Below are 21,065 nucleotides of genomic sequence, written 5' to 3' on the forward strand. Positions count from 1 at the left end.
ACTTGCTTTGAAATCACTCGTTGCTTTGCTGGCCGCAACCGTTCTCTCCTCGACCGCGATGGCCGCTGCGCCGACCACGGAAAAGCTGCCGTCCGGCGTCGTCGTCGAACACCTGACGCAAGGCACGGGCCCGCAACCGGCCGCAACCGACGTCGTCAAGGTCAATTATCGCGGCACGCTGCCGAACGGCACCGAATTCGACAGCTCCGCGAAGCACGGCGGCCCGGCAACGTTTCCGCTCAATCGTGTGATTCCGTGCTGGACGCAAGGCGTACAGAAGATGAAAGTCGGCGGCAAGGCGCGTCTGACCTGCCCGGCGGCAACCGCTTACGGTGAGCGCGGCGTCGGCCCGATTCCGCCGAATACCGATCTGACTTTCGAAGTCGAACTGGTCGACATCGTCAAGTAAGCGCATACCAATGCATTGAAATACAGGCCTCGCTCCGGCAATCGTAGCGAGGCCTGCTGTTTTTTGGGCGCGGCTCGGCCCAATTGCCGGTCAGGGGACACACGATGAAACACGACAAAAAAACCGTGCCGGTGGCGAGTATCGGCTTCACCGGCAAGACCGCGCACAAGTTCTTCGACCTGTTAAAAGAGGCGCGCGTAAGCACGGTGCTCGACATTCGCCTCAATAACACGTCGCAACTCGCGGGCTTCGCGAAGAAACAGGATCTGCCGTACTTTCTCGAACACCTGTGCAATGCGAAGTATGTGGAAGTGCCGGAACTGGCTCCCGAGCCGGACATGCTGAAACGCTACCAGCGCAAGGAAATGAGCTGGGAGAACCTGCGCGACGCGTATTTCGACCTGATCGCGAAACGCCGGGTGGAAAGCAATCTGGATATAGCGCTATTCGAATCCGGCTGTCTGCTTTGCAGTGAACATTTACCGCATCATTGTCACCGGTCGCTCGCGCTCGAGTATCTGAACCAGCACTGGAATAACCGTCTTTCCATCACGCATCTGACCTGAATCCGGTCTGAGCTGAATCGCGCCCCCCGGTTTGCGGCGACCCGCCGCGCCGGCCGGCGGGTGCTTTATCGGTATTTCCCCGTAGTACTGCCGGTCGCCGGCCGTGTGGGTCCAGACGATGATTTTCGGCTGCACTTCTCGGCTTTCCTTCTCGCCTTCGCTTCTCCTTCCCTCAATAGCCCGAAAGTTTGCATCGCGTGAAACGTTGGAAAACCCGCGGCGCGCTTCGATGCTTTCAAAATACGGCCGGCTCGCTCGTTTAATGTCTATTCGCGCGTGGGCCCCAGAAATACCTCGTCTTTGCGCCGGCGACCGGTCCGGCTATCTTCCCGCGCGAGCGAGGAGCGGCTGCCATGAATATCGACTTTCACTACGGGGTGATCTACATCGCCGCGCGCATCGGCGGAATGACCGCCGCCGATGCGCGGATCGTCGCGCACGCGTGCCAGTATGTGGACGACGCGACGACGAGCGGAATACTGCGTTTCAAAGGCGGCGAGACCTTCGAGCGCTTCGCCAGCGCGCACAAGTTATTCGATTACGCGAATACCGAGAACGACCAGAACCGGCTGGTCTGGACGCCGTTTCATTTCCTGCCGGCCGGAGAAGGGATAACCCTCGAAGAAAAGGCGATTTGCCGGCCGGATAGCGAAGTTGCGCGCGAAGTGGTGCGCCGCGCGATCCGCCAGCGCGATTCGGAGACCGGTTTGCACCGGCTCGGCGTGACGCTGCATACCTATGTCGATACGTGGGCGCATCAGGGCTTCTCGGGGATCGAAAGTCCGTGGAATCGCGTGCATTTCCTGGAAGCCCAGGATTGCACGCACAGAAGCTGGCTTGCCCGCCTCGAGAGCGCGGCCGGCCATCTGCTCGAACATATCGAAGCGGACATTCTGACGATCGCGCTACCGGTCGGCCACGGCGCCGCATTGCATTATCCCGACCAGCCGTGGGCGCGCTGGCATTACATCGACGGTCGCAATAACCTCATTTCGCGACACAATTTGCCGGATTTCGTTCAGGCGGCCGAAATGGCGTGTCGCGCGGTGCGCGGCTTTCTGGCGGGGCGGGAAGATTTCGAAACTCAGCCCGGTCTGCCGGACGACGTCAGAAACGCGGTGTCCCGTCTGCTCGATACGAGCCGCAATCCGGACGATAACCAGCGTTTGCGAACGGTACGCGAATGGGTAAAGGCCGGCCGTATTCCCGGTTTGAAAGAAGCGGTGCCCGGCTATATCGGCAAAGGACGGGATTCGTGGAAATACCAGGCAACCGGTCTGCTGTGCGATGACGACACCGGGGACAGACCGGAGTGGAGCCACGCATTCGAAAAGAGCGATTACCGTCTTTTTCATGACGCGGTCAAACAGCACCGCTTCGTCACGACTCAGGAAATTCTGCCCGCTCGCGGATTACGGATCGCGTAAATGAGCGGGTCGCGGCGCGGGCGTCTGCCCGCGTGACACTCTATTGCATTCTCATCTGCGCACGCCGGGTGGCTGTCCTGTCGAGTGGTCGAAATTGGCGTGCGCCGGCATTTTTCCCCGAAGCTACTGTCCGCTCGCTTGTCCCAAAAAGGACCGTTTGCGAATAAAAATGAACTACTCTCCTTTGAATATTCGAATGCTTGCCTATAGTAGAAGCGGTTATTGCCAGTGACACGGCAGAGACCATCTCGGTGACGGAGAGAGAGTGTCGTCGTCTTTACCCCGATCTGAGAGTGTGGAACCGAAACAGAAAAAAACCATCAACAACAACGGAAGGGCAAAAGGACAGAAAGAGTAGGGCGAGTACCTGAAAGTTTTGTATTAACGCGTTGTACCCGCGCATCGGATCGTCGCTTTCTCAATTTGTTGATGGTCCGGATAGCTTAATAGACTGCCTTTCTTCCGTTATTCATGGCATAGTTTGACGATTACCACACAAGGAGTAACCAGATGCCTACGTTAGAGCAAATCCAGGCAAAGCTTAAGAAGCTCCAGTCCCAGGCTGACGTTCTCATTGCGAAAAAAGCCCAGGCCGCTGTCGATCAGATTCGCGAGTTGATGATCAAACACGGTCTCACTACTGCGGATATCGAAGCACAGGCGAAAGCACGGCGTAACGCTCGCGCGCTCAATGGCGTCGCCAAGCGCGGCCCGGGCCGCCCCGCCGGCTCGACTAAAGCCGCCAAATCCGCGAGCCCGGTCAAATACCGCGACCCGAAAACCGGCGCGACGTGGACCGGTCACGGCCGCGCGCCCGGCTGGATCGCCGCTGTTAAGGACCGCACCGCGTACCTGGTCGCAGGCGCGAGCGAAGTGAAAGCGGCGGTGGCGCCGGCCAGGCGCGGCAAAGGTCAGCCGAAAGGCGCGCAGCCGGCGAAGTATCTGAATCCGAAAACCGGCGCGACCTGGAGCGGCCGCGGTCCGGCGCCCGCATGGCTCGCCACGGTGAAAGACCGCAGCAAATTCCTGATCGATGGCGCGGCGGCTTCGGCCTCGGCTAAACCGGCGGCTAAAGCCGGCAAAGCGAAAGCAACGGCCGGCGCGGTAGGCCGCAAGAGCGCGGCGAAAAAAGCCAGCGCGACTCGCAAGACGGCGGCGAAAAAAGCGACGCCGGCTAGCCGCAAAGCCGCGGTGAAGAAGACCGTCGGCCGCAAGGGCGCGGTGAAGACCGCGCGCAAGACGCCGGGCCGCAAGGCTGCCGCGAAGAGCGTCCCGAGCGCCGCTCCGGCGGCGTCGCAAGCACCGGCGGCGCAGGGCAGCGCGGCCTAAGGGCGGCGCAGTCGCGAAGTAGATGGTTAGTACTTGCAACGCATCCCAGCAGGAAGACCAGGTCGTCCTGCTGGGCGATGCTCCTCATCCGGCAGCCGATGCCGCCGAACCGTTCATCGTCGCCAGCGATCGCCGCGTGATCCTCACGTATCCGATCGCGGAGGCGGACTTCGAACGGTTCGGACCATTCGATCCCGACGACGATCCCTATTGCGCGGTGCTGTTCGCCGACGCCTCGTTTCATCGGCTCGGCCCACCGGGCGAAGCGGATCTCGCCATTCACCCGCTGGCCGAGCAAGGCCTTTGCCGCGATTGCGTACATGAGGTCGTCAATTCGTCGCTGTGCGCGGAGCTTGCCGGCTTGCCCGAAAGCGATGCGTCGATGACAGAAATGTCATCGTCCCGGCGTCATTTCGTCATTACGTTTCAAGCGTCGACGTTTGAATGCGTGGCCGCGGATTACACGGTCATTGGCGTATTCGGCGCCGGCGAAATCGCGAGCCGCGAGGCCTTCGCATTGGTCAGATAAAGGCGCTGTAATCAAATAGCGGCCATACCGCGTCCGCCCGGGAGCAATCCCGGGCGGGCCGCGAAGTACTAATAGAACGCTGAGTAGCAAGCCGCGGTCCCCGCAACGGGCACGCGCCGTGCATGGGGTGGCGATAATAGAAGTCAGGCAGATCACGCACCGTCCATCGAATCCGGACGCCCATGCGGATCCCGCCGCTTCGCATCGAGGCCACGCATGCTGACTATTCCGCTTACCGCGTTCGTCACGCTCATGATTGTTCTGATCATCGCCAATCTGTCGAGCGGCGAGAAGAAAATCGAGCACAAGATCGAACGGCTCTATCGGAGCGACGATCCGCAATTTCTGCGTTCAATGGGTTTGCTATTGGGGCCGCCGGTGGTCGCCGGCAATCGCTTCGAGATGCTATTGAATGGCGACCGCATTTTTCCATCGATGCTGGAAGGCATTCGCGCGGCCCGCAAAACCATCACGTTTGAAACGTTCATTTACTGGTCCGGCGAGATCGGCGAACAGTTTGCGCGGGCGCTCGCCGACAAGGCCCGCGAAGGCGTCGCCGTGCATGTTCTGCTCGACTGGGTCGGCTCGTCGAAAATGGACAAGCGCTATCTGGATATGCTGCGCGACGGCGGCGCGATGGTCGTCAAATTTCATAAACCGCATTGGACCGGGCTCGGCCGGATGAATGACCGGACTCACCGCAAACTGCTGGTGATCGACGGGCTGATCGGTTTTACCGGCGGTGTCGGTATTGCGCCCGAATGGACCGGCGATGCGCAGGACGACAAGCATTGGCGCGATACCCATTTTCGCGTCACCGGTCCGGTGGTCGGTCATATGCAGGCGGTATTCATGGACAACTGGATCAAGGCGACCGGCAACGTGCCGCACGGTCCCGAGTACTTTCCGCAAATCGAGCCGGAAATCAAAGGCGCGGGCGAGGGGTTCGCGCATATGTTCAGCAGCTCGCCATCGGGCGGCAGCGACGACATGCAATTGATGTATCTGATGGCGATCACCGCCGCGACCCACACGCTCGATCTGGCGAGCGCGTACTTCGTGCCCGACAAGCTGACCATCAATGCGATCGTCGAAGCCGCGAAACGCGGTGTGAAAGTTCGGATCATCACACCGGGCAAACGGATCGACACGCACACGGTGCGCGAAGCATCGCGCGGCTGCTGGGGCGATCTGCTGAAAGCGGGCGTCGAGATCTACGAGTACCAGCCGACGATGTTCCATTGCAAATTGCTGGTGGTCGACGAATACCTGGTCTCGGTCGGCTCCACGAACTTCGATAGCCGCTCGTTCAAGCTGAACGACGAAGCGAACCTGAACATCTACGACCGCGACTTTGCCAGCCAGCAGACGGCTGCATTCGACGACGACATCGCCCGCTCGAAGCGCGTGACGCTCGACGCATGGATGCATCGTTCGCTGACGGAGAAGCTTGTCGAAAAGTTCGTGCGGCTACTGGATACGCAGCTTTGAAACGGGGATGCGTTGATCGACAGGATCGTGAGGAAGAACAGTGAGCGGATGAGTGGTAGCGCGGATTAATGAGTGGAAGTCGCGCCGCTCAGATACGCGTCGATGCCAGTGTGTGCCGGCATGACATTGCTTCGGACTCCGTCTTCTGAAGAGACCGCCGCTCGCTCCAGACGCTCTTTCGCATGCCGATAGGCATTCGCAAAGCCGCGCAACTGTTGCGTAACCGGCCGGTCGTCGAGCCGGCGCCGCGTCAACGCCTGCGCGATGCTGCGCTCGATCAACCGAAGCTGGCTGTCGATATAGTCGATGCACAACTGCCGGCTGCGCTCCGACGCCGCAGCGACCGTCAGCAATGCGGGCACCAGCGAAATCGTCAGAAAACCGCCTGATGGAATGCGCGCGAGCGCGGCGGGAGAGTCGAACAGGTCGGCGCGCAGCGCGTCGAACACCGCTTGCGTCCAAACTTCGCGCTCAAGTTCGAGCGCGCGGCGACGACGTGCGAGCGCTTCCCGCGCGTCGCGGTCGGCGACGTGCCCTTGGTCCACCAGCAACGGCGCATCGTCACGCTTGCCTTCCTGAATGCACGCGCTGCCGAGATACACCGCGCTTCGCGCGCGCTCGGCCAATACCAGGTATTGGAGGCTATCCGGCACCAGCGGATCGAGCGGCACCACTTCGCAGGTCAGCGGCTTGCCGTGCAGATGAATCGCGCAACGGCCATCGTCCGCGAGGGCGGGGCAGCGCGCGAGCGACGGATAGTCGAAACCTTGCGCGACGATGCTGAACGTGTCGCCGGCACGGTATAGCAACGCTTCACCAAGCGCGTCGAATTCAGCGCAATCGCTGTCGTCGAGCACGGTTTCATATCCGCCGACACGCAGCCGGTCACCCGGCCGCCGCCGCGCAACCCGCCCAATCGCAATGCAGCCGATAAAACGGTCGGGATGACGAAACAGTTCCGCGAGCGTCATCGAAGGCGGGCTGTTGCAGCATTGGCCGCACGCGGTGCAAGAAAAAGAAAACGTCTTCACCACGGCCGGCGCACCGAATCCTGATAGCGCGTGAGAATGAAATGCGCGACATCGTTCGAGTGATACGCGGCGACCAGTTGCGCGACCCACGGGTTGCCGCGATCGGCGTCGCGCACGGTCAGCACGTTCGCATACGGCGAGCGCGCGTCTTCGAGACTGAGACCGTCGCGCGCCGGTTGCAGACCCGCGCGCGCGGCCGTGTCGCTGTCGATCACCGCAAATGCGACGCTATTGAGCGAATCGTACAGACGCGCGCGCGGCAGAGAGCGAATCTTCAGGTTGAGACGATTGCCGGTGATATCGGCAAGCGTTGCGTGCAGGCCCGCGCCGTCCCTGAACGTCAGCAGCGTTTCGTTCTGCAACAGGATCAGCGCGCGGGCGATGCCGTCGCGATCGTCAGGAATCGCAATCGTCGCGCCGCGTTGCAACTGGCCGAGATGAGTCAGTTTGCGCGAGTAGAGCGCGACCGGAAACGTGACGGTGGTGGCGACGCTGCTCAGCGCATAGCCGTGCTGCTTGCGCTGCGCATCGAGCGCCGCTGCGTCTTCGAAGCTCGCCACGTCGATCTGCTTCGCGGCGAGCGCCGCGTCGATGCGCGCCGGCTGATCGAACACGACCACGTCAAGCGCGAGCCCTTCGGTCGCCGCGACGCGCCGCACTTCGTTCATGATCTCCGCCTGCGCGCCCGGCGTTACGCCGACCCTGATCGTCTGCGCAGCGGCTAGCGCGACTTGAAACGGCGTGGCCAGCAACAACAGTCCCGCCAGCAAAGCAATCGAGAGCCGCGTCATGACGCATCCCTCAACACCGTACGAAAGCCGATATGCGAGGCCGGCAAATCCGCTTCCTGCTGCTCGCGCGACGCCGCGCGATACCTGACGCAATAGTCGCGCGAGCACAGGAACGAGCCGCCCTTGATCACCATCGGCGTGTCGTGCCGGCGGCTCAGCGGCGCAACCAGCGCGGTGTCGCCGTTGGTATGCGACTGGTGCGCGCCGGTGTACACGTCGCGAGTCCATTCCCACGCATTGCCGATCATGTCGTAAAGCTGGTAGTCGTTCGCCGCGTAGCAGCCGACCGGCGATAGTCCGACATGACCGTCCTCGCCGGAATTGAGTACCGGAAACACCCCTTGCCAGTAGTTCGCGCTCGGCTTGCCGTTGACATCGCGCGGCGCGGTGTCGAGATCGGCGCCGTCGTGGCCGGCCTTGCCCGCGTATTCCCATTCGGCTTCGGTCGGCAGATCGCGGCCGAGCCAGTGCGCGTACGCGAATGCATCGGCCTGCGTGACCATCGTGACCGGCTGGTTCAGCAGGCCGTCGAGGTTGCTGCCGGGGCCGCGCGGATGATTCCACGCGGCGCCCTTGACCCAGCTCCACCACGCGAGATCGCGCGCGTTCATCTCGTCGCGCGTCGGTGTATGGAATACGACCGCGCCGCCCTGGCGCTCCGCATCGCTGACATAGCCGGTCGCCTTCACGAACGCCGCGAATTGCGCGTTGGTGACGTCGGTCTGATCGATCCAGAAACCGGCGACATGAGTTTTACCGTCGCCGGCCGGCCGTTCGTCTTCATAGCCGAGCTTGCTGCCGAACACGAATTCGCCGCCACGCAGATGCACCATGCCGGCTTGCGGATCGTCACGCCAGCGCGCCGGCAAGCCCGAGTAACGCGCGCATTGCTGCTCGGAGCCGAGCGCGGCGAGCGGCCGCGAGCGGTTCAATGAATCGAACGCGCCAGGCGTGCCGCCGCCGAATGCCGACGATGCGGCGGACGCTGCCGTAAACGCCGCCGCAAATGCGGCGGCTGCGATCGCGGCATAGGTGCCGTACAGCACCTTGCCGCTAGTGAGCTTGAATCTCGACTTCATTGGACGCTCAGTAATAACCGCGCGGACGCAACGGCTCGACGCCGCCGACGCTGCTCATATAGCTGTTCCACTGCTGCACGAGGCCGTCGATGATCGACGGGTTCGCGGTGGCCACGTCCGTCGTTTCGCCGCGATCGGCGTTCATGTCGTACAGCTGCCAGTGACCGTCGACCGGGCCGAGCGGCGGTTCGGTCCACAACGCTTTCCAGCGGCCGTCGGCGCTGCGCAGATAGCCGCGCCCATATGCTTCGTCGCCGAAGTACGCGCTGTGCACCGGCGCCGTGCTCTGATCGTTCAATACCGGCAGCAGCGATTGCCCGGTGACCGGATACACGTAGCGGTTGTTGTAGACCACCTTGCCCTTGTTCTCGTCGACGCCGGTCAGCGTGTTGAGCAGCGCGGGCGCGGGCGTGGTCGGCGGCGTGACCTGCGCGATCGCGAGGAAGGTCGCGGTGTTGTCGGTCACGTGGGTGAACTCGCGCAACGTGGTCTTCTGCGTGGTCTGGCCCGGCAGATGCACGATCAACGGAGTCGACACGCCGCCTTCGCCGGAGTAGCCCTTGGTCAGCCGGAACGGCGTTGCGCTGACTTCCGCCCAGCGCAAACCGTATTGCAGGCGCTGCGCATTCTGCTTGCCGTTGTCGGTGCCCAGTTGCGAATAGGTCGGCTCGGCCGCGTTCGCGGTGTCGGTCGCGGTCGGGTCCGCGCCCGAATCGATCGGCCAGCCTTCGGCGCCGTTATCCGACTGGAACATGATGAAGGTATTGTCGTATTCGCCGATGTCCTTCAGATGCTGGATCAGCAGGCCGATATTGTGGTCGAGGTTCTCGACCATGCCCGCGTAGATTTCCATATAGCGGGCCTGCGCTTTCTTCTCGGCCGGCGTCAGGCTGTCCCACTTCTTGTTCACGGTGCCGGGACCGTAGTCGGTATAACCCTGCGCGGCACTATGCACGGCGCTCACGTATTTCGCGTTGACGGTGCCGTTGTTCGAAGTGGCGGCGCTCGCGGTCAGCGTTTCCGACGCGCCGCCATACGGTACGAAGTCCTGAGGAATGATCCCGAGTGCTTTCTGCCGCGCGATCCGCGCGTCGCGAATCGCGTCGTAGCCCGCGTCGTATTTGCCGGCGTAATTGTGCAGATAAGGTTCCGGCACCTGCAACGGCCAGTGTGGCGACGTATAGGCCGCGTACGCGAAGAACGGCTTGCCGTCGCCCTTGTTCGAATCGATGTACGCGATCAGCTTCTGCGTATAGAAGTCGGTCGAATAGAACACCGCGGGGCTGCCGCCGGTGCCGCCCGGCTGGCCGGGTTGACCGGGCTGCACATAGGCGCCGTCTTCGGTGTAGTTCTTCGAGCCGGCCAGTTCGTGCGCGAAGTGATTGGTCGCGGCGCCGCCGAGCAGCGCATAGCTATGTTCGAAGCCCCACTGGTCCGGCGTCTGTCCACTGCCGCTCGCGCTGCCGACGATCCCCGAGCCGATGTGCCACTTGCCGGCCATATAGGTGTGATAGCCGCCGTCCTTCAGCAACTGCGCGACCGACAGCGCGCGGTCGTTCAGATAACCCTCGTAGCCGGGCAGTCCCTTGCGCTCGTCGGTCGCCGCGCCCATCGTGCCTTCGCCGACCAGGTGGTGGTCGGTGCCGGAGATCAGCATCGAACGCGTGATCGCGCAGACCGTGCCGGTGTGGTGATTGGTCAGGATGCGGCCCGACTGCACCAGCGCGTCGAGATTGGGCGTATTGATCTCGCCGCCGAACGCGTGGATGTCGGAATAGCCGAGGTCGTCGGCCATGATGTACAGGATGTTCGGGCGCTTCTGCGCGACTACCGGTGTGGACGCGGGCGTCGCGGCGGCGGCCTGCGCGCTCGGCACGGTGCTGTCGCCGCAGGACGCGAGCGTGACGAGGCTCGCGACGGCGGCGCCGATCAGCGCAAGACGGAAGACGGGAAACTCGGAGCGGCGGGATCGATGTGTTGTCATTGTTGTGCGGACCGTTAGGTTGGGCCGCCGATGTTAGCAATGGCATTACAAAGACCAAAAGAACGATTTCTGCGTTGCTATCGACGTTTGTCGATATAGGCCGCCGCCGTTCGCGCGGCGTTAATTGCCGGGTTCGAGTACCGGTTTGTCGGGTGCCGCCTGAGTGCGGTACGGCAGTTGCGCGGCGTGCGGATCGGTGACCGTGTTGTCGATTACGCGTTCCACATCGGCGGTTTTCGCGAGTTCGGTGAGGAAGGTCTTCTTGTCGAAACCGGGCGCGACGCAGCCTTCGACATAAATGAAGCGGCGTTGCAGCGTCAGCCATAGCGACGACTGTTCGCGCCAGTGCGTTGCGACGTTCAGATTCGCGAGCCGGCGCTGCACGCTGTCGGCGATTTCGTTGTCGTACAGATACGCATTCGGCAAACGGCAGCGGCCTTCGATCCAGCAGCTATTGCCGCGCTCGATCCGGTAATGGCTGTCGTCGAGCCATTCCTTTTCGGTTTCGAACGGCCCGAGCGGTACCGGGCAATCGGCAATCGCTTTAGAAATTTGTATGAACGGATCGTGGCCGCGATTCACGCGGGTGGGGTCCGTTTGCGCGTGGGCGGTGGCCGCGCACAGCAGCGGAAAAATAAGCTGGAGTCCGAACAAACGTTTCATGCCGATGCCGCTCCATTCGTTGAACAGCGCTCTTTGAAACTCTAGCGCCGCGTACGCCGATGCTCGACCGCGAACTTGATCAACTCCGCCTGACCTTCGATATCGAGCTTGCGCTTCAGATTCAGCCGATGCGTCTCCACAGTCCGCACCGACAACCCGGTGCGCTGCGCGATCTGCTTGCTCGACAGACCATCGGCGAGTGCATCGAGAATATCGAGTTCGCGCGGCGTCAAACGTTCGACCGGCGATTGCGTCGCCGACGCGTGAATCAGCCGCGCACTCAATTGCGCGCTGAAGTATGTATTGCCGGCGAGTACCGCGCCGATTGCCTGAATGATCTCGAGCGCGGGCGAATCCTTCAGCACATAGCCGCTCGCGCCCGCGCGCACCGCCTGGGTCACGTACTCGAGATTGTCGTGCATCGACAGCATCAAAACGCGAATCGCCGGAAAGCGCTCGTGAAACAGATTCGCGAGCGCAATGCCGTTCATTCCGTTCATACCGACATCCATTAGCGCGAGATGCGGCGCTTCGGTTTCGGCGAGCGCGAGCGCCTGTTGCGCGTTGCCCGCTTCGCCGACCACTTCGAACTGGCCGACCGCTTCGAGGCGCGCGCGCAGACCGTCGCGCACCAGCGGGTGATCGTCGACCAGCAGCAGGCGCGCAATGGATGGCGTGGCGTGGTGATTCATAAAGTGGTTTCCCGCAGAGGCGCGACGGCGGCTTGAGCGCCGGGTTGTAGCGGCACGCGCGCGATGACGACGGTATGCGCGGGCTGCGAACTCAACGACAGCGTGCCGCCGAGCGCTTCGAGCCGCTCGCGCATGTTGCGCAGACCGACGCCGTCGCGGCGGCCGACGAACGCGTCGGCGACGTCGAAGCCGCGGCCGTTGTCGGCGATCGTCAGCGTGACCGCGTCGTGCGACAGTTCCAGCGTAAGTGCCGCGCTCGATGCCTGCGCGTGCCGCACGATATTGGTCAGCGCTTCCTGGGCGATCCGGAACAATACGGTGTTGACCGCATCGGGCAGCGTCGCCGCATGCGTGTGCGCGATCTGCGTGAAGCCGATCGCGATGCCGGACTCGTCGCCGAGTTCGCGCGTCAGTTGTTCGAGCGCGGCGGCGACGCCGAGATCGTCGAGCATCGACGGACGCAGCGCGTGCGAGATGCGCCGCACTTCGCGCAGCGTATCGCCGAGCCGCGTCAGGCTGGTGGACAGTGCGGCCTCCGCGGCGGGCTCGCGCGCGTTGCCGCGTTCGAACCGCGCGAGCGCCGATTCGAGCAGCAGCTTCGCCGACACCATCATCTGGCTGATGCCGTCGTGCAATTCGCGCGACAGCCGCGCGCGTTCCTGTTCCTGCGATTCGACCACCTGCCGCGCGAGACGCTTCAGTTTCGCGTCGGCGCTGCGGTATTCGGTGACGTTCAGCACCAGCGCGCACAGTGCGATCACCGCGAGCCCGGCCAGCGCGATCGCGTCGATCCATCTCATCGTGCGGGCGATATTGGCGGCCGCCTGTTCGTCGATATGCGCGAGCGTCGTGTCGACATCGTCCAGATAGATGCCGGTGCCGAGCATCCAGCCCCAGCGTTCGAGCGGCACCACGTAGCCGAGTTTCGATGCGACCTTGCCGGTCGACGGCCGGTGCCACAGGTAGCGCACGTAGCCGCCGCCGCGCGCGGCGGTGGCGAGCAACTGCTGGATTGTCGGCACGCCGTGGCTGTCGCGCAGCGACCAGAGATCGTGGCCGACCAGTTGCGGTTCGCGCGGATGCATCAGCGCGCGGCCGTGCAGGTCGTAGACAAAGAAATAACCGTCCTTGCCGAAATCCATTTTTTCGAGCACGTCGAGCGCGCGCAGCCGCAGCAGCGCATCGTCGCGCGCGTTGTCGTGGTCGGCTTCGTAGAGCGGCGCGATCGCGGTGGTCGCAAGCTCGACGTAATGTTTGAGCTCGACCTGTTTGCTCGCCATATAGGCGGCCTGGGTGGTCGCGTGCTGTCGCTCGGCGAGCGCGGTGGCCTCGCGGCGCACGCCGATTTCAATGCTGGCGATCGCGACCAGAAAGGGCACGATCGCCAGCAGCACAATCTTTGCTTTGAGTTTCATCGTCGAAAAAACGGCCGGCGGGCTACGTACTATTACGTAGACGGCTTACGTAGTTGCGCGCTTGTGGGCGCGCTCGTGAAGGCGAATACTACATGCCCGCGGCATACCGCGCTTAGCGGGGCCTGGCGCGCGACGCCCGCCGCTTCCCGCACCTTCCGCCTGAGCCCAGGCAACCGGACATCCGCACGCCGGCCACGAGCCGTCACGCGCGATGTCGATAATAGACAAGGAGATGTTCGTGGAGACCTCCACCTCCGCCGGCCGTTCATGGAGCTGGCTGATTCTGCTGATCCCGTATATCGCGCTACTGTGGCTGCCGTTCTATAACCACAGCTATCCGTCGCTGATGGGCTTTCCGTTCTTCTACTGGTATCAGTTTCTGTGGGTGCCGTTGACCTCGCTGCTGATTTACATCGTGTATCGAGGTATCAAATGAGCGAGCTCAATCCTGTGAACCCGGTCGCGATGACGGTCTTCATCGCATTCTTCGTGCTCGTCACGGTGATCGGCTTTTTCGCCGCGCGCTGGAAACGCGGCGATCTCACGCAATTGCACGAATGGGGTCTCGGCGGTCGTCAATTCGGCACGGTTATTTCGTGGTTCCTGGTGGGCGGTGATTTTTACACCGCTTACACGGTGATCGCGGTGCCGGCACTGGTCTATTCGGTCGGCGCATATGGTTTCTTCGCGCTGCCTTACACGATCATCGTTTATCCGTTCGTATTCGCGGTAATGCCGAAATTGTGGAAGGTCGCGCACGCGAAAAACCACATTACCGCGGCCGATTACGTGCACGGCGAATACGGCGGCAAGTGGTTCCCGGCGGCGATCGCGCTGACCGGCATCGTCGCGACGATGCCGTATATCGCGCTGCAGCTGGTCGGTATGCAGGTCGTGATCAAGGGGCTCGGCGTCAGCGGCGAATTGCCGTTGATCGTCGCGTTCGTGATTCTCGCGCTGTACACGTATGCGAGCGGTCTGCGCGCGCCGGCGATGATCGCGTTCGTCAAGGACATCATGATCTATATCGTCGTGATCGCGGCGGTGTGGCTGATTCCGGTGAAGCTCGGCGGCTATGGCCACGTGTTCGCGATGGCCGACGCGCACTTCCAGGCGAAGGGCGGCGCGACCGGCATTCTGCTGAAGCCGACCCAGTACACCGCGTTCGCATCGCTCGCGCTCGGCTCGGCGCTTGCCGCGTTCATGTACCCGCATACGATGACCGCGGTGCTGTCGTCGGCGTCGGCGAAGACAGTGCGCAAGAATGCGATCTTCCTGCCCGCATACACGGTGCTGCTCGGTTTGATCGCGCTGCTCGGCTATATGGCGATCGCCGCCGGCGTGAACGTGAAGTCCGCCAGCGACGTGGTGCCGGCGCTGTTCGGCACGCTGTTCCCGTCGTGGTTCGTCGGTTTCGCGGCGGCTGCGATTGCGATCAGCGCGCTGGTGCCGGCCGCGATCATGTCGATCGGCGCGGCCAATCTGTTCACGCGCAATCTGTGGCGTCCGCTGGTGTCGCCGAACATTTCGCCGGCGGCGGAAGCGGCCAACGCGAAGATCGTGTCGCTGGTGGTCAAGTTCGGCGCGCTGCTGTTCATCGTGTTCCTGCCGACGCAGTACGCGATCGACCTGCAACTGCTCGGCGGCGTGTGGATTCTGCAGATCTTCCCGGCCATCGTGTTTACGCTGTACACGCGCCGGCTGAACACGCCGGGTCTGTTCCTCGGCTGGCTGGTCGGCATCGTGCTCGGCACGGGTCTGGCGATCTCGCAGGGGCTCAAGCCGGTGTACGGGCTGCATTTCGGCCACGAGAACTATCCGCTCTATATCGGGCTGATCGCGCTGGCGGCGAATATCGTCGTGAGCTTCGCGGTGTCGGCGGTGTCGCCGCGCCGCGCGGCGGTGACGGCTTGATTTGAACCGGACTGAAGGCGGCCTGACTGCCTGAACGAAAACGCCGCGGAGTGCTTAGCTTCGCGGCGTTTTTATTTGTTCCGGCGGTTCTGCGAATTCGCGTCGCTTTGCGCGTCTGTTACGCGTCCGCCCAGCGACGTAGCAGATTGTGATAGATCCCGGTCAGACTCACGACGGTCGGATCGTTCGAGCCGCGCTCGGCGGCCAGCGTCTGCACATCGTTATCGAGTTGAAACAGCGTCGCGCGCTGGCCGTCGTCGCGCACCATGCTCTGGATCCAGAAGAACGACGCCACTCGCTCCCCACGCGTGACCGGCGTCACGTGATGCAGGCTCGAAGCGGGGTAGAGCACCATATCGCCGGCCGGCAGTTTCGCGCGATGCACGCCGTAGGTATCTTCGATACACAGTTCGCCGCCGTCGTAGGTATCAGGCTCAGCGAGAAACAACGTTGCGGACAGATCGCTGCGAATCCGGAAATCGGTGCCGCGCAGCTGGCGGATCGCATTGTCGACATGAGTGCCGAAACCGTCGCCGCCCGCATAGCGGTTGAACAGCGGCGGAAATACCTTCAGCGGCAGCGCGGCGGAAAAGAACCGCTGGCTGCGGCCAAGCGCGTCCTGAATCGCATCGCCGATCGCGCGCGCGGCCGGCGAGCCTTCCGGCAGTTGCTGGTTACGCTTCGCTTGCGCGGACTGCTGACCGGAGGTCGCATTGCCGTCGATCCATTCGGCGGCGTCGAGTACTTCGCGGCATTGCGCGACCTGCTGTTTGCTGAGCACGTTTTGCAGATGCAGCATCATGAGCGGGATTCCTGCATGAAATTCGTCGCCGCGCGTGGCGGCGCGGCGAGGTGTTGTGGCCCAGCGCCGAGACTGCGCTCCAACGCCCGAAACGCGTCGACCGGCGAGGCCGCCAGCCACTCGCGCATCTTCGCGACGAACGCGACGGTCGCGGTGCGCGGCACCTGTTGCAACCACGGCAGCGCCGCATCGATTTCGCCGCGCGCCGCGAGTAGCCGCGCGTAATTGAACTGGCCGCGAAAATCGCCGCCTTCGGCCGCGCGCCGGTAAAAGTCGAGCGCGGTGTCCTCATCGGCGTCGACAGTCCAACCGTCTTCATAAAAGCTGCCGATGAAGTTCAGCGACTTCGCGTGACCGAGTTCGGCCGCGCGCCGGAACCACACCAACGCCTCCACGCGATCGCAGTCGATCCCATTGCCGAGCGTAAGCGCCGAAGCGTAGTTGTACATCCCCCAGTCGAGCCCGGCCTGGGCCGCGAGCCGATACCAGTACACGGCGACCGGCGCGCACGGGGCGGTGCCCCAGCCATGCTCGTAGCAGCGCCCGAGCATGTTCATCGCCATCGGATGATCGCGGCGCGCCGCGTGTCTGAACCAGACGAACGCGGCGCCGACGTCGCGCGCCACGCCATGACCGTCGAGCAGATACTGGCCATACACCGCCTGGGCTTCGACGATACCGTTATGCGCGGCCGCCGCGACCCACTCGGCCGCCCGTTCGGGCGGGCCGGCGAGGATCGCGGCGAACTCGTCGCGCGACACGTTGGCGAGCGCCTGCACCGAGACGCCGGTCGTCGCGCGTTGCATCAATAGTGCGCGTTGAGCGTCAGGAACGCCGAGCGTCCCGGCGCGATCGACGCGTAGTGCGATGCATACGCCTGGTCGTAATACGTGCGGTTGAAGATGTTCTGCACGTTCAGCTGCAGATCGAGATGCTTGTTCACGCGATACGTGGCCATCCCGTCGAAGCGCCAGTACGACGGCACTGCCCGCAGATTCGCGGTGTCGCCGTAGACCTGCGACATGTAGAACGCGCCGCCGCCGACCGTAAACTTGGGCAGTACTTCGTAATTGGTCCACAGGCTGATGCTGTTCTTCGGCGTGTTCGGGAACTGGTTGCCGTTATCCGCGGTGGTCTTGCCGTTGTCGCGCAGCTCGCTCTTCAGATACGTGTAGCCGCCGAACACCTGCCACTTCGGCGTGATCTGGCCGGCTACGCCGAATTCGAAACCTTGCACGCGCTTGCTGCCGACCATCGCGTAGCTGTTGTCCGGCAACGTCACGCGCGCATTGGTGGTGTCGATCTGGAAGATCGCGCCGGTCAGCGACAGCTTGTTGTTCAGCACGTCCCACTTGGTGCCGAGTTCGATGCTGCGGTTCTTTTCCGGCGACAGGTCGGCCGCGTTCAGGCCGACGCCGTTACGGCCCGGGGTCAGCGACTGGGTTTCGCTGCCCTGGCCGAGCAGCGAACCGGCCGGCGTCGACGAGGTTGCGATCGACGTATAGATGCTGCCGTTCGAAGCCGGCTTGAACACGAGGCCGACCTGGTAGTTGAACAGCGTGTCGTCGCGCGACACGCGGGTCGAGCCGTTGGCGGCGGTGTTGCGGAAGTCGGTCGAGTAGTCGTCGACGCGCAGCCCGACGTTGGCCTGCCAGCGTTTGGTCAGCTCGATCGTGTCGAACGCGTAGATCGACTTGGTAACCGTGCGTTGCTCGCTCGGGTCTTCGTTCTTCCTGATCGAGCCGGCCCACGGATCGTTCGGATTCGGGTTCCACAGGCTCGTGCAGTTGTAGCCCGACGCCGCGCCGATGCCGTTGGTGCGGCAGATCGCGCCGGTCGCGGTCGCGACCGTGTACGCATCGTTGACGCTGGTTTCGCGCGACAACTCGATACCGGTCGTGAAGCTGTGCTTCAGGAAGCCCGTCTTGAACTCGCCGAACAGCTCGGTCTGGTTCGCGAGGCTGTAGACGTCGGCGGCCCGCGTATTCGCGCGGCGCCACACCATGCCGTTGACGACGTTGCCCTGGCTGTCGTCCGGCTGGGTCCAGATGTAGTCCTGGGTCGACTTCGTGTAGCGGGTGGTGTTGCGGATCGTCAGATCGCGGTTGATGTCGTGCTCGATGCGCACGGTCCCGACATCCGACGTGGTCTTGCGGAAATCGCGGTCGATCAGGCCATAGAAGTTGTGACGGTCCACGGGCGCCGGGTAGATCGTGTCGACGTTGGCCGGCTTGTTGGTGGTCGTGTAGTAGTACGGAATACCGCTGTCCGGCAGATCGTCCGTTTGCAGGTGGTAGTAGCTTGCGGTGATGCGGGTCGGTGTGCCGAGACCGTAGGTGAACGACGGCGCGATGCCCCAGCGTTCGTTGTTGACCGCGTCGCGGCCGGCCACGTCGTTGTTGTGGCTCATCACGTTCAGGCGGAACGCCGCGTGATCGGCCATCTGCCAGTTGCCGTCGGCGGTGAAGCGGCGGTAACGGTCGGTGCCGAGGCCGACGCTGCCGTCGGCGGTGGTGCCCAGGTGCGGGGTCTTGGTGATCAGGTTGATGCTGCCGCCCGCGCCGCCGCGCCCGCCGAACGCGCCGTCCGAGCCCTTGGTCACTTCGATGTTTTCGATGTTGAACACTTCGCGGGTGGTCGCGCCGACGTCGCGCATCCCGTCGACGAAGGTGCTGCCCTGCGCGTCGTAGCCGCGGATGAACGGCCGGTCGCCGAGCGGGTTGCCGCCTTCGCCGGCGCCGAACGTGATGCCCGGCACGGTGCGCAGCGCTTCGGTCAGCGTCGACGCGCCGGTGCTGCGGATCAGTTCCTGCGGAATCACGGTGACCGACTTCGGCGTATCGACGAGCGGCGCGGTGAATTTGACCGAGGACGATTGATCGACCTTGAAGCCGTCGTCCGACTGGCCCTGCACCGTGATCGGCGCGAGTTGGCCTTCCCGGTCGGGCGGCGCGGCAGCGGTGGTGCTCTGCGCGAGGGCAGGGCCGGCAGCCAGTACGCCGCACAGTGTCGTGCTGATTTTGCTCAGCTTAGGATCGTCGGACCGCAACTTCATGTTCATCCCCGTCAAGTTCAGGACGCCGGGTCGGGTGTGGTCTCCTTACCCCGACATTCCATGTTTATTACAAAGTTCTTGCGGGACGGATTCTATGCAAACTCGTAGTAATTGAGAAGCGTTCTCAATCAGTGTTTAAAGAGATAAGGCCTGGAAAGGGTGCGGGAGGCGGTGGGTTTGAGGGTGCGAAGAGGCGTGTAGGACGGTCAAAGGCGAAAATTACCGACTGCTTGCGCTCTGAAGAGCGATTCGCGGGAAGTTTGACGACGCGCAAAAAATTGGTGCTCGGGACGTGGGCTGAGTGCAACATGTGTTGCAAAAACCGCACATTGAGGACGGCGGACCGACACGTCAGTGGCGGTCCGGCTGTCTCAAAGCTTTCTGGAAATTACAGCCTGAGCGGGCTAAAACCGCTCGACCCGGAATGGTCGCGGATCGACCAGCGTCGGCTCGCCGGTCATCATTTCGGCGAGTAGCCGGCCCGTCACCGGACCGAGCGTGAGGCCGTGATGCGCGTGACCGAACGCGAACCATAAGCCTTGATGTTTGGGCGCCGGGCCGATGACCGGCATCATGTCCGGCGTGCACGGGCGGCGTCCCATCCACGGCTCGGCATCGAGACGTTCGCCGAGCGGGAACAGCGTGCGCGCGATCGGCTCGACCGCGTCGAGTTGCACCGGCGTCTTGGCCGCCTCGGCGCGCGCGATTTCGGCGCCGGTGGTCAGGCGGATGCCGCGCGCCATCGGCGCGAGCACGTAGCCGTGTTCGACATCGAGCACCGGATGATTGAGTTGCGCGCTCTGGCGCGGCGCGTAATGCATGTGATAGCCGCGCTTGACCGCGAGCGGCAACCGGTAGCCGAGCCGCTCGCACACGTGGCCCGACCACGGGCCGAGCGCGACGACCGCCGAGCTCGCGGTCAGCGTGCCTTCCAGCGTATCGACCTGCCAGCCTTCGCGCAGCGTGTCGGCGTCGCCGTTATAGAAGCGGCCGCCGAGCGCTTCGAAATAGCGCGCGTATGCGTTGACGAGCGCGTTCGGATCGTTGACCGAATCGGCTTGCGGATAACGCAGACCGCCTTGCAGGCGCTTGTCGAGATCGGGTTCGAGCTGTTGCAGGCGCGGCGCGTCGAGCGTTTCGAATTCGACGCCGTATTCGCGCTGCCATTGCTCGGCGAGGCGGGTTTCGGCGTCGCGCGCGGCCGCGCTGCGAAACACCTTGATCCAGCCGATCGGCCGTAGCAGATCGCTCGCATGCGCGGCGGCGGCGAGCGCGCGATGTTCGCTGACGCAATGCTCGATCAGCGTCGCGTAGGACTTCGCGATTTCAGCGTGTTTCGCCGGATGCGAATTGCGCCAGTAGCGCCACAGGAACGGCGCGACTTCGAGCAGTGCATCGGCGTGATAGCGCACGTCGGGCGACTGGTTGCGCGCGTAGCGCAGCAGCGTGCCGAGCCCGCGCGGAAACGCGTATGGATAGACGCCTTCGCGCTGGATCAGCCCGGCATTGCCGAACGAGGTTTCGTTGCCGGGCTGCTTGCGGTCGATCAGCGCGACCTGGCGCCCGCGCTGTTGTAGATGCACGGCAACGCAGACACCGACAATGCCGGCGCCGAGCACCACGGTATCGAATTTCATGCTCCCTGTCCGTCTTATGTGTTCACTGCGTGTGAAGCGCTGCCGCGAGTCAGCGCGCGGCGAGTCGCGAGCTTTCATCTTATACAGGGATGGGGCTGCTTAGCTATCGGCAAAAAACCGTGCTCGGGAAAACGTGTGCCGGCGCCGTTAACTTCGTATTCGAACGGCGGGTTTAAACAGGCGTTGCAACGGGGCACTTCGGTGTCGTACCCGCCAGCGTGTAAACTGCTGACTTTTTTGCTTCCGGTGGT

General features: G+C 63.2%; 19 protein-coding genes. 8 read left to right on the top strand and 11 right to left on the bottom strand.

Translation table 11 applies throughout. The features are described 5' to 3' along the window. Window positions 1-58 precede the first annotated feature (58 nt). From BTH42_RS07430 to cls, 6 genes are all read left to right on the top strand, one after another. Entirely contained in the window at window positions 59-409 is a 351-nt protein-coding gene (locus BTH42_RS07430) for an FKBP-type peptidyl-prolyl cis-trans isomerase (protein ID WP_218641995.1), read from the top strand. 104 nt (window positions 410-513) lie between these two features. Beyond that, window positions 514-975, top strand: coding sequence for a DUF488 family protein (locus tag BTH42_RS07435; protein WP_075297422.1), 462 nt, complete (start codon window positions 514-516; stop codon window positions 973-975). 353 nt (window positions 976-1,328) lie between these two features. Continuing rightward, the gene (locus tag BTH42_RS07440; RefSeq protein WP_075297424.1) at window positions 1,329-2,402 is read left to right on the top strand and encodes a DUF6765 family protein; all 1,074 of its coding nucleotides are present in this window, start codon (window positions 1,329-1,331) and stop codon (window positions 2,400-2,402) included. Window positions 2,403-2,912: 510 nt separating this feature from the next. Beyond that, the gene (locus BTH42_RS07445) at window positions 2,913-3,731 is read left to right on the top strand and encodes an H-NS histone family protein (RefSeq protein ID WP_075297426.1); all 819 of its coding nucleotides are present in this window, start codon (window positions 2,913-2,915) and stop codon (window positions 3,729-3,731) included. A 22-nt stretch (window positions 3,732-3,753) separates the two neighbouring features. After that, on the top strand, window positions 3,754-4,260 hold the full coding sequence (locus BTH42_RS07450) for a hypothetical protein (RefSeq protein ID WP_075297428.1): 507 nt from the start codon (window positions 3,754-3,756) through the stop codon (window positions 4,258-4,260). A gap of 216 nt (window positions 4,261-4,476) precedes the next feature. After that, window positions 4,477-5,751, top strand: a complete 1,275-nt coding sequence (cls, locus tag BTH42_RS07455; protein ID WP_075297430.1) for a cardiolipin synthase — start codon at window positions 4,477-4,479, stop codon at window positions 5,749-5,751. 65 nt (window positions 5,752-5,816) lie between these two features. Here the strand turns inward: cls and BTH42_RS07460 are convergent, their stop codons facing one another. The 7 genes from BTH42_RS07460 to BTH42_RS07490 form a co-directional block, all read right to left on the bottom strand. After that, on the bottom strand, window positions 5,817-6,722 hold the full coding sequence (locus BTH42_RS07460; RefSeq protein WP_083654688.1) for a hypothetical protein: 906 nt from the start codon (window positions 6,720-6,722) through the stop codon (window positions 5,817-5,819). Window positions 6,723-6,778: 56 nt separating this feature from the next. Then, window positions 6,779-7,573 carry a MetQ/NlpA family lipoprotein gene (locus BTH42_RS07465; protein WP_075297434.1) on the bottom strand — a complete coding sequence of 265 codons (795 nt, stop codon included), beginning with the start codon at window positions 7,571-7,573 and terminating at the stop codon, window positions 6,779-6,781. Next, a complete protein-coding gene (locus BTH42_RS07470) occupies window positions 7,570-8,652 on the bottom strand; it encodes a formylglycine-generating enzyme family protein (RefSeq protein ID WP_075297436.1) in 1,083 nt (360 codons plus the stop codon). The genes BTH42_RS07465 and BTH42_RS07470 overlap by 4 nt, the downstream gene beginning before the upstream one ends. Before the next feature lie 7 nt (window positions 8,653-8,659). Continuing rightward, window positions 8,660-10,636: an arylsulfatase gene (locus tag BTH42_RS07475; RefSeq protein WP_075297438.1), complete on the bottom strand. Its 1,977-nt coding sequence runs from the start codon at window positions 10,634-10,636 to the stop codon at window positions 8,660-8,662. A 120-nt stretch (window positions 10,637-10,756) separates the two neighbouring features. After that, window positions 10,757-11,299 carry a hypothetical protein gene (locus BTH42_RS07480; RefSeq protein WP_075297440.1) on the bottom strand — a complete coding sequence of 181 codons (543 nt, stop codon included), beginning with the start codon at window positions 11,297-11,299 and terminating at the stop codon, window positions 10,757-10,759. A gap of 41 nt (window positions 11,300-11,340) precedes the next feature. Beyond that, window positions 11,341-11,991 (bottom strand): response regulator transcription factor, encoded by a 651-nt coding sequence (locus tag BTH42_RS07485; protein WP_075297442.1) that lies wholly within the window; start codon window positions 11,989-11,991, stop codon window positions 11,341-11,343. Next, window positions 11,988-13,406, bottom strand: a complete 1,419-nt coding sequence (locus tag BTH42_RS07490; RefSeq protein WP_075297444.1) for a cache domain-containing protein — start codon at window positions 13,404-13,406, stop codon at window positions 11,988-11,990. The genes BTH42_RS07485 and BTH42_RS07490 overlap by 4 nt, the downstream gene beginning before the upstream one ends. Window positions 13,407-13,644: 238 nt before the next feature. Between BTH42_RS07490 and BTH42_RS07495 the strand changes: the two genes are divergently transcribed. Continuing rightward, window positions 13,645-13,842, top strand: coding sequence for a DUF3311 domain-containing protein (locus BTH42_RS07495; RefSeq protein WP_075297868.1), 198 nt, complete (start codon window positions 13,645-13,647; stop codon window positions 13,840-13,842). Next, entirely contained in the window at window positions 13,839-15,320 is a 1,482-nt protein-coding gene (gene mctP, locus BTH42_RS07500) for a monocarboxylate uptake permease MctP (RefSeq protein WP_075297446.1), read from the top strand. The genes BTH42_RS07495 and mctP overlap by 4 nt, the downstream gene beginning before the upstream one ends. A 118-nt stretch (window positions 15,321-15,438) precedes the next feature. Here mctP and BTH42_RS07505 read toward each other — a convergent pair whose 3' ends face one another. From BTH42_RS07505 to BTH42_RS07520, 4 genes are all read right to left on the bottom strand, one after another. Continuing rightward, the gene (locus BTH42_RS07505) at window positions 15,439-16,122 is read right to left on the bottom strand and encodes a Fe2+-dependent dioxygenase (protein ID WP_075297448.1); all 684 of its coding nucleotides are present in this window, start codon (window positions 16,120-16,122) and stop codon (window positions 15,439-15,441) included. After that, window positions 16,119-16,928, bottom strand: coding sequence for a tetratricopeptide repeat protein (locus BTH42_RS07510; RefSeq protein ID WP_083654689.1), 810 nt, complete (start codon window positions 16,926-16,928; stop codon window positions 16,119-16,121). Before BTH42_RS07510 ends, BTH42_RS07505 begins: the two co-directional genes overlap by 4 nt. Further along, the gene (locus BTH42_RS07515) at window positions 16,928-19,177 is read right to left on the bottom strand and encodes a TonB-dependent siderophore receptor (protein ID WP_075297870.1); all 2,250 of its coding nucleotides are present in this window, start codon (window positions 19,175-19,177) and stop codon (window positions 16,928-16,930) included. The genes BTH42_RS07510 and BTH42_RS07515 overlap by 1 nt, the downstream gene beginning before the upstream one ends. A gap of 404 nt (window positions 19,178-19,581) precedes the next feature. Further along, complete coding sequence (locus tag BTH42_RS07520; RefSeq protein ID WP_075297449.1) at window positions 19,582-20,814, bottom strand: FAD-binding oxidoreductase; 1,233 nt, start codon at window positions 20,812-20,814, stop codon at window positions 19,582-19,584. Window positions 20,815-21,065: the final 251 nt, after the last annotated feature.

The organism is Burkholderia sp. SRS-W-2-2016 (assembly GCF_001931485.1).
In the GTDB taxonomy this organism is placed as follows: Bacteria; Pseudomonadota; Gammaproteobacteria; order Burkholderiales; family Burkholderiaceae; genus Paraburkholderia.